This is a genomic window from Pirellulales bacterium, assembly GCA_019694455.1.
Taxonomy (GTDB): domain Bacteria; phylum Planctomycetota; class Planctomycetia; order Pirellulales; family JAEUIK01; genus JAIBBY01.
Genome location: JAIBBY010000078.1, coordinates 1 through 13,748, shown reverse-complemented (window position 1 = coordinate 13,748; position 13,748 = coordinate 1). Strand labels below are relative to the sequence as shown.

General features: G+C 62.9%; 13 protein-coding genes. 9 read left to right on the top strand and 4 right to left on the bottom strand.

Going from position 1 to position 13,748, the window contains the following annotated elements; translation table 11 throughout:
- The 4 genes from K1X71_19785 to K1X71_19770 form a co-directional block, all read left to right on the top strand.
- Positions 1-348, top strand: a 348-nt coding sequence (locus tag K1X71_19785) for a hypothetical protein (protein ID MBX7075390.1), incomplete at its 5' end; no start/stop codon positions are given.
- Positions 338-889, top strand: a complete 552-nt coding sequence (locus K1X71_19780) for a Rieske (2Fe-2S) protein (GenBank protein MBX7075389.1) — start codon at positions 338-340, stop codon at positions 887-889. The genes K1X71_19785 and K1X71_19780, both read left to right, overlap by 11 nt.
- Complete coding sequence (locus tag K1X71_19775; protein MBX7075388.1) at positions 886-1,110, top strand: hypothetical protein; 225 nt, start codon at positions 886-888, stop codon at positions 1,108-1,110. Before K1X71_19780 ends, K1X71_19775 begins: the two co-directional genes overlap by 4 nt.
- Positions 1,111-1,118: 8 nt before the next feature.
- Complete coding sequence (locus tag K1X71_19770) at positions 1,119-2,174, top strand: tellurite resistance/C4-dicarboxylate transporter family protein (GenBank protein MBX7075387.1); 1,056 nt, start codon at positions 1,119-1,121, stop codon at positions 2,172-2,174.
- Here K1X71_19770 and K1X71_19765 read toward each other — a convergent pair.
- Both K1X71_19765 and K1X71_19760 read right to left on the bottom strand, forming a co-directional pair.
- On the bottom strand, positions 2,171-3,034 hold the full coding sequence (locus K1X71_19765; protein ID MBX7075386.1) for a rhomboid family intramembrane serine protease: 864 nt from the start codon (positions 3,032-3,034) through the stop codon (positions 2,171-2,173). The genes K1X71_19770 and K1X71_19765 overlap by 4 nt on opposite strands.
- 92 nt (positions 3,035-3,126) lie before the next feature.
- Positions 3,127-4,155: a hypothetical protein gene (locus K1X71_19760; protein MBX7075385.1), complete on the bottom strand. Its 1,029-nt coding sequence runs from the start codon at positions 4,153-4,155 to the stop codon at positions 3,127-3,129.
- A 325-nt stretch (positions 4,156-4,480) separates the two neighbouring features.
- Between K1X71_19760 and K1X71_19755 the strand changes: the two genes are divergently transcribed.
- The 3 genes from K1X71_19755 to K1X71_19745 are packed head-to-tail and all read left to right on the top strand — an operon-like array spanning position 4,481 to position 8,439.
- Positions 4,481-4,993 carry a MarR family winged helix-turn-helix transcriptional regulator gene (locus K1X71_19755; GenBank protein ID MBX7075384.1) on the top strand — a complete coding sequence of 171 codons (513 nt, stop codon included), beginning with the start codon at positions 4,481-4,483 and terminating at the stop codon, positions 4,991-4,993.
- Positions 4,993-7,593 (top strand): TolC family protein, encoded by a 2,601-nt coding sequence (locus K1X71_19750; protein MBX7075383.1) that lies wholly within the window; start codon positions 4,993-4,995, stop codon positions 7,591-7,593. The genes K1X71_19755 and K1X71_19750 overlap by 1 nt, the downstream gene beginning before the upstream one ends.
- Positions 7,594-7,638: 45 nt before the next feature.
- Positions 7,639-8,439: a cyclase family protein gene (locus K1X71_19745; GenBank protein ID MBX7075382.1), complete on the top strand. Its 801-nt coding sequence runs from the start codon at positions 7,639-7,641 to the stop codon at positions 8,437-8,439.
- 39 nt (positions 8,440-8,478) lie between these two features.
- On the opposite strand, the gene K1X71_19740 is transcribed toward K1X71_19745, so the two are convergent.
- Together K1X71_19740 and K1X71_19735 are read right to left on the bottom strand one after the other, a co-directional pair.
- Positions 8,479-8,670 (bottom strand): hypothetical protein, encoded by a 192-nt coding sequence (locus K1X71_19740; protein MBX7075381.1) that lies wholly within the window; start codon positions 8,668-8,670, stop codon positions 8,479-8,481.
- A gap of 194 nt (positions 8,671-8,864) precedes the next feature.
- Positions 8,865-10,154 (bottom strand): PQQ-binding-like beta-propeller repeat protein, encoded by a 1,290-nt coding sequence (locus K1X71_19735; protein ID MBX7075380.1) that lies wholly within the window; start codon positions 10,152-10,154, stop codon positions 8,865-8,867.
- Positions 10,155-10,556: 402 nt separating this feature from the next.
- Between K1X71_19735 and K1X71_19730 the strand changes: the two genes are divergently transcribed.
- Entirely contained in the window at positions 10,557-13,367 is a 2,811-nt protein-coding gene (locus K1X71_19730; protein ID MBX7075379.1) for a 2-oxoglutarate dehydrogenase E1 component, read from the top strand.
- Between the two features lie 59 nt (positions 13,368-13,426).
- Positions 13,427-13,748, top strand: a 322-nt coding sequence (locus K1X71_19725; protein ID MBX7075378.1) for a dihydrolipoamide succinyltransferase, incomplete at its 3' end; no start/stop codon positions are given.

The window sequence follows — 13,748 nt, the reverse complement described above, 5'->3', positions numbered from 1 at the left end:
GAACTGATGATGAAGTGCGACATGTGCTACGACCGCACGTCGGTCGGCAAGCAACCGATGTGCACCACCGTTTGCCCAAGCCGCGCGCTGCACTATGGGACGTGGGAGGAGATCGAGCAGTTGCGGCCGCGGTCGACGCCGCAGAATCGCTTTTTGTTCGGCGCGCAGGAGGTGCAAACCAAGGTGTATATGATGGTCCCGCGCGACGCGGCGCCAGAATACCTGGACGTGGCGGCGCTGCTCGACGAAGGCTTGCCCGCGCGGCGGCCGCAATTGACCGTGCTCGATGATCCGCTGCTAGCGAATCTGCACCCCAGCGACGAAAGAGGCGGCGCCGATGAGTCTTGACCAGGATCCGGAACTGCACACCGTCGCGCCCAATCGCCAGCCGATGTGGACCCAACCCAAGTGGCGGCGCGATTTTCCGATCGATTCGCCGCAAGACAGCTATGTCGCCCGGCGCGACTTCACCAAGTTCATGGGGCTCACCAGCCTGGCGTTCGTGGTGGCGCAATTTTGGATCGCGCTGCAAAATCGCTGGCGCAAGGCGCATGGCAAGCCACCAGTGATCGCATTAGGCTCCTTGGACGAACTGGCGGTGGGAGAGTCGCGGGCGTTTCATTACCCCACCGAACGCGACCCGGCGATCTTGCTGCGGCCGGCGGCCGATGTGCTGCTGGCTTTCAGCAGCCAATGCACGCACTTGCAGTGCCCGGTGTTGCCGCAGATGGAGACGGGGCGCCTGCACTGCCCCTGCCATGCTGGCTATTTTGATCTCCAAACGGGCGCGCCCCTGGCGGGCCCCCCGCGGCGGCCGTTGCCGCGCATCGCGTTGGAGGTGCGTGGCGGCGCGATCTACGCCACCGGATTCGAGGAGCCCGCGGCATGAGCGAACAACGTCCGCTATCGCGTCAGGAGCGCAGCATCATCGTCAGCGGGATGCTGTGCATCGTGCTGATCTTGGTGCTCATGCAGTTGTGGCTGTTGACCGCCACGATGAACGCCTGGCTGGGAGGAGACGAATCGGTAGTCTGGCCCGCGGCGCTGGCCAGCCTGGGTTGTTTCTTGTTGAACGCGGGCGTGTTGCGATATCTCTTTCGGCTCGATTGAACTAGCGCATGGCCCATACCACTCCGCACGCGCGCGGCGGTTCGCCAATCGCCGATCTGCATCCCGCCAGCTTTGCCTTGGTGATGGCCACGGGCATCGTCTCCATCGCCGCGCAACTGAGCAACATGACGCGTTTGGCGGTGACAATGCTATGGCTCAACGTCGCGTTCTACGTGGCGCTGTGGATTTTTACCGGGCTGCGGCTGGCGCGCTATCCGCAGCGGCTACACGCCGACTTGTACGACCATGGTCGCTGCGTCGGCTTTTTCACCATCGTGGCGGCCACCTGCGTATTGGGAAACCAGTTCGTGCTGGTGGCGGGCATGCCACGGGTGGCGATTGGCCTGTGGCTCTTGGGCATCGCGCTATGGGGGGCGATCACCTACACGGTGTTCACCGTGTTGACGATCAAGCCAGAAAAGCCGCCGCTGCAGAAAGGGCTGAACGGCGGTTGGCTGGTGGCCGTGGTGGCGGCCCAGGCGGTGGCTTCGCTCGGCGCGCTGGTGGCTGAACACTTGGGAGAGCAACGCGAGCAGGCGCTGTTCTTTTCGCTGGTGATGTGGCTTGGCGGCGGGATGCTGTATATCTGGATCATCTCGCTGATTTTTTATCGCTATACCTTTCTGCCACTCGATCCGGCTGATTTGGCGCCGCCCTATTGGATCAATATGGGGGCGATGGCCATCTCGACTTTGGCTGGCGCCATGCTGACAAGTCGGGCGCCGGGTTCGCCCCTGCTGGCGCCACTGGCGCCGTTCCTGCAAGGCATGACGCTCTTGTTCTGGGCGACCGCCACCTGGTGGATACCGCTGCTCGTAGCGCTGGGCGTGTGGCGGCACGTGGTGCGGCGCGTGCCGCTGAACTACGACGTGGTGTACTGGAGCGCGGTGTTTCCTATCGGCATGTACACCGTTTGCACCTACAGGCTGTCGGAGATCACGGAGCAACCGTGGCTCGACGGCGTGCCCGACGTGCTGGTGTATGTGGCGATATTGGCCTGGGGGTTCGCCTTTTTGGGCCTGCTGCGACGGGTGCTGCTTTTCTTGTCGCGCGGAGCGGGTTAGCTACGGCGCTGCTGATACTTGCGACTGGCGCTCTCCAGCAATTTGCGCTCGGCGCGGGTGAGACTGGCCTCCCCCTCCCGGCTGATCTTCTCTAGCACCCGATCGACGCGGGCGCTGAGATCGGCGTCTTCCTCCGGTCGATGCACGCGCAGCTTGGGGCCGCGCTTGAAGAGTCTCTTGAGGCTAGGGCCGTGAAACCAATCTTCGAGCTTGAACCGCGACTGGAAGTAGAGAAAGCCAAACACCGCTCCGCCCAGATGCGCGGTGACGGCCGTGCCCGACCCACGCCCCACTTGCAAGGCCTGCAGCAGGTCGAACATGACGTACAGACTCACCAAGATCCACACCTGCACCGGGATGATGCCCAGCAGCATCAGCACGCGCCGCGGGAAGTTGCAGGCGTAGATCACCGCCATGCCCATCACGGCGCCCGACGCGCCTAGCATGCGATCGCCGGGGGGCGGGGCAAAACCATAGGCGATGTTCTCACAGACCACCCAGGTGAGGGACGCCAGCACCAATAGCGCCAAGTAGATCAAGGTGAACTCGCGTCTGCCGTAGTGGCGTTCGACCTCGCCGCCGAAGAGCCACAGAAAATACATGTTCCACAACAGGTGCCAGACATTGGTGGTGTCGTGGGCAAAGCCGGCGGTGAGCAATTGCCAGGCGAACCACGGATGGCGCGGCAACGTGGCGTATGCCGAGAGCCAGGCGCCCAATTCGCCGCGCGAGAGAAAATCGACGAAGAAGACGCCGATGTTCAGGATGATCAGCCGCGCGACCACCGAGAGGTTGCTGGCAAAGACGCCGCTGCGCTCGTCATCTTCTTCGCGGTAATACTGGCGGTCGTAGAGACCCATGTTCGTTCCTTCGCGGATGGCTCTCCGCCAGCATGGCGGCACAGGCGGCGCGGGGTCAAGAGCGGCGGGGCCGTTGTCTGGCTGGCGGGCGTCTAACGGCTGGCGCCAGCGGCGGCCGTCCGTTGGTTCACGCGGCGCACGGCCTCCATTTGAAACTTGGCCAGCGACGCCGCCAACCGGTCATTCTCCTTGCCCAGCTTGGCGATCGACTCCTGCGTTTGCGCCAATTGCGTCTCCAGCGCCTGGCGATGCGCCAGCACGGCGTCGCGCTCGGCCGTGGCGCGGGCGATCTGGTTGCTGGTGTCCTCGACCTGCTGCTTGCGGAAGTTCACGGTATCGTTGGCTTCGGCCAGCGCGCCGGTGAGATACTCTTGATCCTTTTGTTCCGCGGCGATGCGGTCGAGATAGACGCTGCGCAGCCGGTTGAACTCCTTGAACGACGCGACATAATCGCGCATCTGGCGATTATAGTTGCCATCGAGCACCCGCTCTGGCGGGTCATTGGGATCGGCGGGCTTGCCATCGCGTTGGTACTCGGTCAGCACGCTTTCGGGCAACAGCTTGGTCAAATCTTCTTCGGGCGTCTCGGCGAAGACCGTGTGACTGTCGGCCGGCATGGTGTCGTAGAGCGTCCAAGGGACGGGGGCCTTGGTGAGCCGTTCCAGTTCGCCGGCGGATAGCTTGGCGACCGGGGTGAGCGTGACCTGCTTATCGTTGGCGCCGGTGGCGCGAAACTCGGCCAGATAGCCGCCTCCCTCGTCGCGATTGGCGAAGGCATACAAGACCTTGCCGGCCGCGATCTGATGCGGCGCTGGGGCTTCGATGGTCACGGTGGTGACGCCCGTGGCGGGATCGGCCTGCGGCGCGACGTTGTACCACACCTTGCCGCGGGCGAAGGTGACATGGTCCAGCAGCCCGCGCAGTTGCCGCACGCCTGGCTGCGCGGGGCTGCCGTCGCGGAGTTCTTGGTTTCTTTTCTGAGTCGCCGCGAGGTCGCGTTCGATCCGGTTCAGGTTGCCACGGAGTTGATTCTGCTTATTGAGCACCGCCGCGCCAAAGATGACGAAGGCCAGCGACACCACCGCAATCACGCCGAGCAGGATTTTGTTGGAAAGGTGCATGCGCTGTGGAAGCGGCCTGGTAAACCTGGCGAATTAGACAATCCATGCGCCCTCGTGTTCCGAAGGCGCGCTGTGGCCCTGCTTGGCGCGCAGGTGACACACGGGCAACGACTTGCACGCAGCCCAACATTCGATGTTAGGCTGGCCGCGCCCATGGGTCAAGCTGAAGCGGGGGCGGCCAGCCACCTGCAAGTCATTGTGTGCCAGCAGGTTGCGAACATCGCCCCGACCCGCTGTCCGCAAAATCGGCACAATCGTTCAACTCGGAATCGTTCAGTGCCGAAAGATTTATCGCCGACCGATCTCCATTTTTTTTGGAGGGGCGATGAACGCGCCAACGATTTACGATCAAGCGCCGCTGCACGAGCAGCAACATGCGCCCACCCAGTTGCTCGTCGACCTGTTGGCGGCGCTGGCGGGTTGCTTAAGGGTGCTGCGTCGCGCAACTGCCGAGGCAGCCGGTACTCACGAACTGGGCGAAAGTGATTTTCTCGTCCTCTGGTTCTGCCAAGATTCTTCGGCGCCGTGGAATCAAAACGACCTGGCGCGAAGGGTGGGAGTTTCGCCGGCCCAGGTGAGCGCGATAGTCGAGTCGCTGCGCCGGCGCGATCTGCTCTCGGGCGAGCGCTGCCAGGTGGATCGTCGCCGGCAAGTGTGGCGCGCGACGACGACGGGTCAGGCGGTCGCGCGGCAGGTGGCCGCGCGCCTCGACGCGCTCTTGCCGATCGCCTGGCAAGGGGCGAGTCCGCAATCCGTGGATGTGGCGGTGACTTTGCTGACCGAATTGCGGCAATCGCTAGCGCCGAGCGCGCCGCCGACGCGGAGGGAGGCTGCTTGATGCGCCGCATCGCTCCGCAACTTGTGCTGATTTGCTTGTTGTCCCTGCTGGCGGGTCCCGGCTGCACGCGCATGTTTTGGCGCAAGCAGGCCGATTGCGAGTCGCTCACCTTGATCGACAAGGGGCAGTTCGATCCACGCTGGCAGGTTTTGGATTATCGCGTCTATCCCGACCGGCGGTCGCGGTTCTATGATCCGTTCAGCCCCGATTATCCGCCACTGCCGTTCGACGATCCGGCGGCGCATCGGCTGATGCACTGCGTCGACTGCAAGCAAGGCTTTCCGTGTTGGCATCGCAACGGCGACAACCCCAATGTGGAAAACCCCGACTGGCAGAACTACTTGCCGCTGAATGAGAATGGGCAAGTGATCTTGGATCTGCAGAACTCGGTCGAATTGGCCTACATCCATTCGCGTGACTATCAGAACCAACTGGAAGACGTGTATTTGTCCGCGCTGGACGTGACGTTCGAGCGGTTTCGCTTTGACGTGCAATTCTTCACGACGAACAACACCAACTTCTTTGTGGCGGGGCCGCTACGTTCGCCGCCGAACGGCTCCAGCCAGTTGACCACCAGCACCAATCCCGGCTTTCGACGCATGTTCGCCAGCGGCGGGCAATTGGCGGTCGACTTCGCCAACAGCGTGGTGTGGCAGTTCGCCGGGCCCAACACCAACGTGAACACCACGTTCCTGAATCTCGGCTTCGTGCAGCCATTCTTGCGCGGGGCGGGGCGCGCGCGGGTGCTGGAACGCTTGACCTTCGCCGAACGCACGCTGCTCTACAACGTGCGCGAGATGGCGCGCTACCAACAAGGCATGTACGTGCAGCTTTACACGGGACGCTCGCCGGGCCAGGGACCGCAGCGTCGCGGCGGCACCTTTGGCGGCGCCGGTCTCCAAGGCTTCAGCGGCGTGGGCGCTGGCGGCTTCGGTCGCGTGGGTGGGGTGGGCACCAGTGGTCCCACGGGCGGCGTGGGCGTGACGGGCGGCGCCGGCGCGGCGCAGGCCAATGGCTACCTCGGCCTGTTGCAAGACGCGATGCAAATTCAGAATCTCGAGGCCAACGTCAACGGTCTGCGCGACAGCCTGGCGCAACTCGAAGCCGCGTACGACGCCGGGCGCATTGACCGCTTTCAGGTCGACTTGGCGCGGCAGGCGCTATTCAACGCGCAAAGCCGGTTGCTGACCGCCCGCGCGGCGTACCAGACAAGCCTGGACAGCTACAAGTTCACGCTCGGTCTGCCGCCGCATACCGAGGTGGTGGTGGAGGATCCGTTGCTTGAAGAATTTGAGATCCTGCAGCCCGAGTTATTGGAAGTGCAGCAAGACATCGGCAAGCTGCTCGACGGTTTGCGCAGTCCGGCGAATGAGGACGACGAGCCGGTCGATCCGGCGCTGGTGGAGCAGTTGATCGACGTGCGCCGCGCGGCCGCCGCCCGGTTTGGGGTGATTGAGGATGATTTCAAACGGCTGGACGATCGGCGCCAGACGCGAATCGACTCGCTCGGCCGGCTGCGCGAGCAAATCGCCGAGGAGAATGTTGAAGTCGGCGACACGACCTTTTCGCCAGAGGCGTTCGAAAAGCGCCGGGCCGACATGCGCCGCGACTACCGGGAACTGCTGGGCGAGTTCGAAAAACTGAGCCAAGGGGTGCTGGCCCTGGGAGATCAAGCCAACGCCGGACGAGAGCAGGCGATCGGGCTGGGGACTGATCTTTCGAGCGTGATGGAGCGTTTGCTACTGCTCCAGGCGCGCGTGCGGCTCGACGCGATCACGCTGCAACCGATCGATCTCGATCCGCGCGACGCGCTGCGCATCGCTTCGCGGCATCGCCTGGATTGGATGAACAGCCGGGCCGGCCTCGTCGACCAATGGCGATTGATCGAGTTCAACGCCAACGATCTGCGCTCGCGACTCGACCTAGTGGTCGATGGCGACCTGGGGACGGTGGGCGACAACCCGGCGAAGTTTCGCGGCACGAACGGCAGCCTGCGGGTGGGGCTCCAGTTTGACGCGCCGTTCGCCATGATCGCTGAACGGAACATCTACCGGCAGTCGGTGATTGAGTTCTTGCAGGCGCGCCGCGCCTACATGGCGTTTGTCGACTCGATCGATTTTTCGGTGCGCAGCGATCTGCGCACCATCGAGTTGAATTTGTTGAACTTTGAATTGCGCCGCGCCGCGGTGTTCATCGCCATCGATCAGGTGGACATCACCTCGCTGCGGTTGCGGCAACCGCCACGGCCCGGCGAGCAAAGCGTGCTGGGCGTGACCGCCGCGCGCGACCTGGTCGATTCGCTCGGCAACCTGCTCGACGTGCAGAACGATTTTCTCAGCGTGTGGGTGAACTACGAATTGCAACGGGTGAATCTCGATTTCGATCTGGGCACCATGATGATCGACGACCGCGGCATGTGGATTGACCCGGGCTCGTTCGACAAGCATCTCGACTCGCCGGGTGACGAAGTGCCCCACGCCTTGCCGTCGGAGATCATGGACCCGCGCTTGTTGCCGGCCGGCGACGGGGCGATGGACCAGGAGACCGCGGCGTATCTCGAAGCGGTCGAGACGGCGGAATCCACCGCGGCGCGCGGATAGAATACTGGCTGGCATTGAATACGCCGGCGATCGGGAGCCTATGCCATGTGGCGCGTCGTTTTCGGACCATTGGTATTGCTGCTGATATTGGTCAACGTGGCGCCGGCCGAATCGCCACTCTCGCTGGAGGATGTCGTCAACGGCAAGGCCCGCCTGGTCGATTTGACCTACGCGATCAACGAACGGGCGCCGTATTGGCCGGGCGACAACTACGAGCCGTTTCGGCTTCGCACCATTGCCACGTTGGAAAAGGATGGCGTCCTCTCCAAGGCGTTCTCGATGCCGGAGCATTTGGGCACGCATCTCGACGCGCCAAACCACTTTGAACGCAATCGCCCCAGCGTGGATCAACTGCCACCGACGGATTTATTTGCGCCGGGCGTGGTGATCGATGTCAGCGCACAGGCGAGCATGGACGCCGACTATCAATTGACCATCGCCGACATCGAGCGCTGGGAGCGCGCGCATGGCGCTATCCCCACGAAAGCCGTGGTGCTGCTCTACACTGGTTGGGGGCGATTTTGGGATCAGCCCGCGCGCTATCGCAATCAAGATGTGCGCGGGGTGATGCATTTTCCGGGCTACTCGGCCGAGGCGGCTCAATGGCTGATTGACCAGTGCGACGCGCGGGGGATTGGCATCGACACGCTGAGCATCGACCGAGGCGTTTCGCGCGACTTTGCGACGCATCATGCGGTGAATCGCGCGGGCCGGTACGGCCTGGAGAACATCGCCTCGCTCGACGAGTTGCCGGCGCGAGGTTTCTATCTGGTGGTCGCGCCGATCAAGATCGAAGGTGGCACCGGGGGCCCCACGCGCGTGCTGGCAATTCTGCCGAATCGCTAATTCGGCCGACCGCTCGACCGGCGTGCCGCGCGGGGGCGTTCAGTCGTCGCCACGCAAGCGAATAGTGGGGCGAAATTCCGCCACGCGAATCGTGGGGGGCAGCCACTCTGGAAAGCGCTGCACACGTCGCTTACGACGCTCGGAGGTGGTCCAGTTCTGTTGAATCTGGTGGCAAGCGCGCCGGACTTCGTCCCTGGAGGGCAGATAGGTGTTTCGCGGTCCTCGCAACATGATGATCCTCTCTCCGCAGTGCCCACTAAAGGGATGCACAATGTGGATGAACCTCTTTGCAGTTTGCGCGCCAAAGCGATTCGACGACACATTACCCGGCGCAAAACAGTGACCGTAGCAAGGTTGCGAGCCAATTGGCGACGATGCGCAGGCGCCTTGTGGCCTGGCAATCGCGCGACCAAGTTGAATCGAGATCAATCGCGCGCGGCGGCGCGCTGAGCGGTACGAGGTTGTCCCCGCTCGATGCGATACAAATGTTGATCGGTGCGCAAGAAAATCGCCGTATCGCAGATCGCCGGCGAGCCCATGATGCTCCCCTCAAGCTGGTTCTTGGACAGCGATTCAAACTGGTCCCTCGGCGCCAGCACGGTGGTTACTCCCTCCTCGCTCGAAAAGTAGAGCTTGCCGTCTCCAAACACCGGCGAGGCCGAATAACTGCCACCGAGTCGCTCTTTCCAGATCTCGCTGCCCGTTCGTTTGTCGAGGCAAGTGGCCACCCCTTGGTCGCTCACCATGAAGATGCGCTCGCCGACGATGATCGGAGTCGAATTGGCGGGAACCTGTTTGGTCATTTTCCAGGCAATCTCGCTTTCGGCGAACGTGCCATCGGCCAGCGGACGCAACGCCCAGAGTTGCGGTTTCATATAGCCGGTGCAGATGTAGAGCAACTCGCCATCGAACAGCGGCCTCGGCACGTTGGAAAAGCCTTCGTAGGGCACGCGCCACAGTTGGGCGCCGGTCGCTGGATCGTAGCCGAGCACCTGATGAGCGCCGGTGCTCACTAGCTGCTCGCGACCTTGCAAATCAATCACCAGCGGCGTGGCATACGCCTTGCGAAAATCTTTGTTCTCGGGCAACGGGCCCGGGCGATCGGTTTTCCAAACGATCTTGCCCGTCTTCTTGTCGAGCGCGACGACATATTGCACGTCCATGCCATCGCAGTTCACGATCAGGAAGTCGCGACAGACAATTGGCGAGCTTCCTGGACCTTCTTTGTGTTCGAGTCGAAGATCGCGATTGGTCCAGACGATGCGGCCCGATTGCGAATCGAGGCAGGCGGTGCCGAGCGTGCCAAAGTGGACGTAAATTCGCCCCGGTTCGATGACGGAAGTGGGGGAGGCGTAGCTGTTCTTTTCGTTGATGGTGGGGGGCGCTTCGACCTGAAAGACCTCCACGTTGTGAACGATCTGCCCCGATTTTCGATCAACGCAGATGGCGTGTAGTGAGTGCCCCTCGTCGAGGGCCGTTGTCATCCAGATTTGGTCGCCGAGCACGACGGGAGACGACCATCCGCGGCCAGAAATCGCCGTTTTCCAGGTGATGTTTTCGGTTTCGCTCCACGTATCGGGCAGATCGTGCGCGACGGCGTGACCTTGACCATCGGGGCCGCGAAACTGCGGCCAATCGGCGCCAGTGGCGCCCGCCAGGAGCAAAAACGCCACGGCGAAGCGCCCGACGGCGACAGCGGCACTCCTGTTGCTCAAAACTTGGCAATCCGTGTACAAATCGGCCCTCGATCGGTTGTGAATGCTAGCCATGCCGCGCGCGCGCGGTCGCGATAGCTCTCGTACGCACGGTGGCGAAGGAGATGAAGCGATTCGAGGCGAGCGCGATTGCCGCATAAGACGCCTGTTGAGTTGGGATGAAGCCCGTTATCATGCTGTTTGCCCCCGACAAAGCGCGCACGCGGGGCTGCTCCAACGGCGGTCCGGCGTGGCGTTGTCGCGCCACATCCGCCTGTTGGACACCAACCGCTCAGCGGATCGCCATGGGTCCCGGGCGAGTCTGGCATGACTGACTCAAGGGGCCATGCGCCACTCACCGAACTTGTTGCGCCAGTGCGGCCGGTCCGCGCCGGCCACCGATAATAAGCGACGATCATTGGCATGAGCAACCAACTACCGCTGCCGGGCAGCATGAATCTGCCGTTTGTCGAGGAATTGTACGACCGTTACCTGGCGAATCCGCACTCTGTCTCGGCGGATTGGCGGCAATACTTTCAGCAGCTATCGAGCGGCGACGGCCACCGGCCACGACGTTCGCTGCCGTCCCCGCCCGCCCTGCCGAGCGCCAAAGCGGAGTCGAACGGCGCGGTGGGACTGGGTGGCATGGACGTGGCGCTGCTCCAGGACAGGGTGGATCAACTGATCCGCGCCTATCGGGTGCGCGGCCACATGATCGCTCAGATTGATCCGTTGGGTTTGCCGCGTCCCACGCCGGTCGAACTCGACATGGAGTATTACGGTCTGACCGACCGCGACTTGGATCGGCCATTTTCGACCGACACGATTCATGGCGAAGACGTACGTCCGCTGCGCAAGATTCTCGAACAGTTGCGCAACACCTATTGCCGACGGATCGGCGCCCAGTTCATGCACATGGACGATCTGGCGGTGCGCAACTGGCTGCAAGACCGCATGGAGTCGACACAGAACCGGCTGAAGCTGGCGCACGCGGAGCAGATTCGGATCTTCACGCGGTTGACCGACGCGGTGATTTTTGAAGAGTTCTTGCGCAAGCGATACCTGGGGGCAAAGACGTTCTCGCTGGAAGGCGCCGAGAGCCTGATTCCGCTCTTGGACCTGGCCATCGACCACGCGGCCGAATTGGGCGTGGGCGAGATCGTGCTCGGCATGGCGCACCGCGGGCGCCTCAACGTGCTGGCCAACATCATGGGCAAGAACGCGCGCAAGATCTTCCGCGAGTTTGACGACGCCGATCCGGAGTTGCACATCGGCCGGGGAGACGTGAAATATCACCTGGGGTATTCCAGCGACTGGAAGAGCGCCAGCGGCAAGAACGTGCATTTGTCGTTGTGCTTCAACCCCAGCCATTTGGAGTTCGTCAATCCGGTGGCGCTGGGGCGGATGCGGGCCAAGCAAGATCGCCTGCTGGACAACACGCGCCGCCAGGGGATGGTGGTGCTGATCCACGGCGACGCGGCGTTCGCGGGCGAAGGAGTGGTGCAAGAGACGCTCAATCTCAGCGAGCTCGATGGCTACACCACAGGCGGCACAATTCATGTGGTGGTGAACAACCAGATTGGTTTCACCACGTCGCCGAGCGAAGCGCGCTCGAGCACTTATGCCACCGACGTGGCCAAGATGCTGCAAATTCCGATCTTCCACGTCAACGGCGAAGATCCGGAGGCGGTGGCGCAGGCGGTGCGTCTGTCGCTCGACTTCCGCCAAAAGTTTCAGCGCGACGTGGTAATCGACATGTACTGCTATCGCCGGCGCGGGCACAACGAGGGGGACGAACCCTCGTTCACGCAGCCGGTGATGTATCACGCCATCGAGAATCGCGACTCGGTGCGCGACTACTACCTGGAGCACCTGCTGCTGTTGGGCGAGGTGACGGTGGACGAGGCCGACCGCATCGCCGAAGAGCGCCGCGCCCATTTGGAGACCGAGTTGTCGGTGGCGCGGAGTGAAGATTACGTTCACGCCGAGGAACAGACCACAGGCATCTGGCACGGGTATCACGGCGGCCCGGAGAACGAGGCGGGCGAAATCGACACCGGCGTTCCCGCCGAGCAGCTATCGCAACTGTTGCTGCGGCAGACCGAGATGCCGGCCGATTTTCACGTGCATCCCAAGATTCAACGTCTCTTGGCGCATCGCGTGGAGATGGCGCATGGCCAAGCCAAGCTCGATTGGTCCGCCGGCGAGGCGCTGGCGCTGGCCACGCTGGCCACCGCCGGGCATCCCATCCGGCTCAGCGGGCAGGACGTGGAGCGCGGCACCTTCAGCCACCGACACGCCGTGCTGCACGATTACGACACCGGCAAGCCGTATATGCCGCTGGCGCATCTGGCCGATCCGCAGGCGCCGGTCGACATCTTTAACAGTCCTTTGTCGGAAATTGGCGTGCTTGGCTATGAGTATGGCTACAGCCTCGATTGCCCCGATGGGCTGGTGTTGTGGGAGGCGCAGTTTGGCGACTTTGTCAACGTGGCGCAAGTGATCATCGATCAGTTCATCGCCAGCGCCGAGGACAAGTGGCGCCGCTTGAGCGGGCTGGTGTTGCTGTTGCCACACAGCTTTGAAGGACAAGGGCCAGAACACTCCAGCGCGCGGCTGGAGCGCTTTTTGCAACTTTGCGCCGAAGACAACATGCAGGTGGCCAACCCCAGCACGCCGGCGCAATACTTTCACGTATTGCGACGCCAAGTGCTGCGCACTTGGCGCAAGCCACTGGTGCTGATGACGCCCAAGAGCCTGTTGCGACACCCCAAGGCGGTTTCGAGCCTGGAAGAGTTCGCTCGCGGTCATTTCCAACGCGTGATCCCCGACGCCACGGTTGGCGGCGGCAGTCCGTCGCGCGTGCTGTTGTGCAGCGGCAAGGTGTATTACGAATTGGAGCAGGCCCGGTCCGAGCATGATCGCGACGATGTGGCCATTGTGCGCTTGGAGCAAATTTACCCCACGCCGTGGGACGAATTGGCCCGCGTGCTCTCGCGCTACGAAGAAGGCACACCGGTCCTGTGGGTGCAAGAAGAGCCCGAAAACATGGGGGCTTGGCGCTATCTCAAGGTGGTGGTGGGCGACACGCTGCTTGGCCGCTTTCCGTTTTCTGGCGTGTACCGGCCAACGTCGGCCAGCCCGGCGACTGGCTCGGCCAACAGCCACAAGTTGGAGCAGCGGACGCTGCTCACCACCGCCTTTGCCGAGTTGGCCACTGGGCATCTGGTGTAGCTGTCACTGTCCGTTACCATCCTGCCGCAGCAAGCAATCAGTACGAACGCGAGTCGTCCATGCCGATCGAATTGAAAGTACCGAGCGTTGGAGAGTCGATCACCGAGGTGCAGATCGGCGAGTGGCGCAAGAACGAAGGCGACTTCGCCAAGGAAAACGAGTCGCTGGTCGAAATCGAAACTGACAAGGCGACCGTGGAACTGCCCGCGCCAGTGAATGGGCTGCTGTCGAAGATCTTGAAGAAGCAAGGCGAACGGGCGACGGTGGGTGAGGTGATCGCCTACTTTGAAGAGCGCGCCGCGGCTCCGGCCGGCGCCAGCGGCGGCGGCGCGAAGCCGGCCGCCGAGGCCACCGCGGCGCCGGCCAGCGCGCCGCAGCGCG

What these genes read in the sequence shown, in the direction of transcription:
- K1X71_19780 (MBX7075389.1), top strand. Translation starts at nt 338, where the DNA reads ATGAGTCTTGACCAGGATCCGGAACTGCACACCGTCGCGCCCAATCGC.
- K1X71_19775 (MBX7075388.1), top strand. Translation starts at nt 886, where the DNA reads ATGAGCGAACAACGTCCGCTATCGCGTCAGGAGCGCAGCATCATCGTC.
- K1X71_19770 (MBX7075387.1), top strand. Translation starts at nt 1,119, where the DNA reads ATGGCCCATACCACTCCGCACGCGCGCGGCGGTTCGCCAATCGCCGAT.
- K1X71_19765 (MBX7075386.1), bottom strand. Translation starts at nt 3,034, where the DNA reads ATGGGTCTCTACGACCGCCAGTATTACCGCGAAGAAGATGACGAGCGC.
- K1X71_19760 (MBX7075385.1), bottom strand. Translation starts at nt 4,155, where the DNA reads ATGCACCTTTCCAACAAAATCCTGCTCGGCGTGATTGCGGTGGTGTCG.
- K1X71_19755 (MBX7075384.1), top strand. Translation starts at nt 4,481, where the DNA reads ATGAACGCGCCAACGATTTACGATCAAGCGCCGCTGCACGAGCAGCAA.
- K1X71_19750 (MBX7075383.1), top strand. Translation starts at nt 4,993, where the DNA reads ATGCGCCGCATCGCTCCGCAACTTGTGCTGATTTGCTTGTTGTCCCTG.
- K1X71_19745 (MBX7075382.1), top strand. Translation starts at nt 7,639, where the DNA reads ATGTGGCGCGTCGTTTTCGGACCATTGGTATTGCTGCTGATATTGGTC.
- K1X71_19740 (MBX7075381.1), bottom strand. Translation starts at nt 8,670, where the DNA reads ATGTTGCGAGGACCGCGAAACACCTATCTGCCCTCCAGGGACGAAGTC.
- K1X71_19730 (MBX7075379.1), top strand. Translation starts at nt 10,557, where the DNA reads ATGAGCAACCAACTACCGCTGCCGGGCAGCATGAATCTGCCGTTTGTC.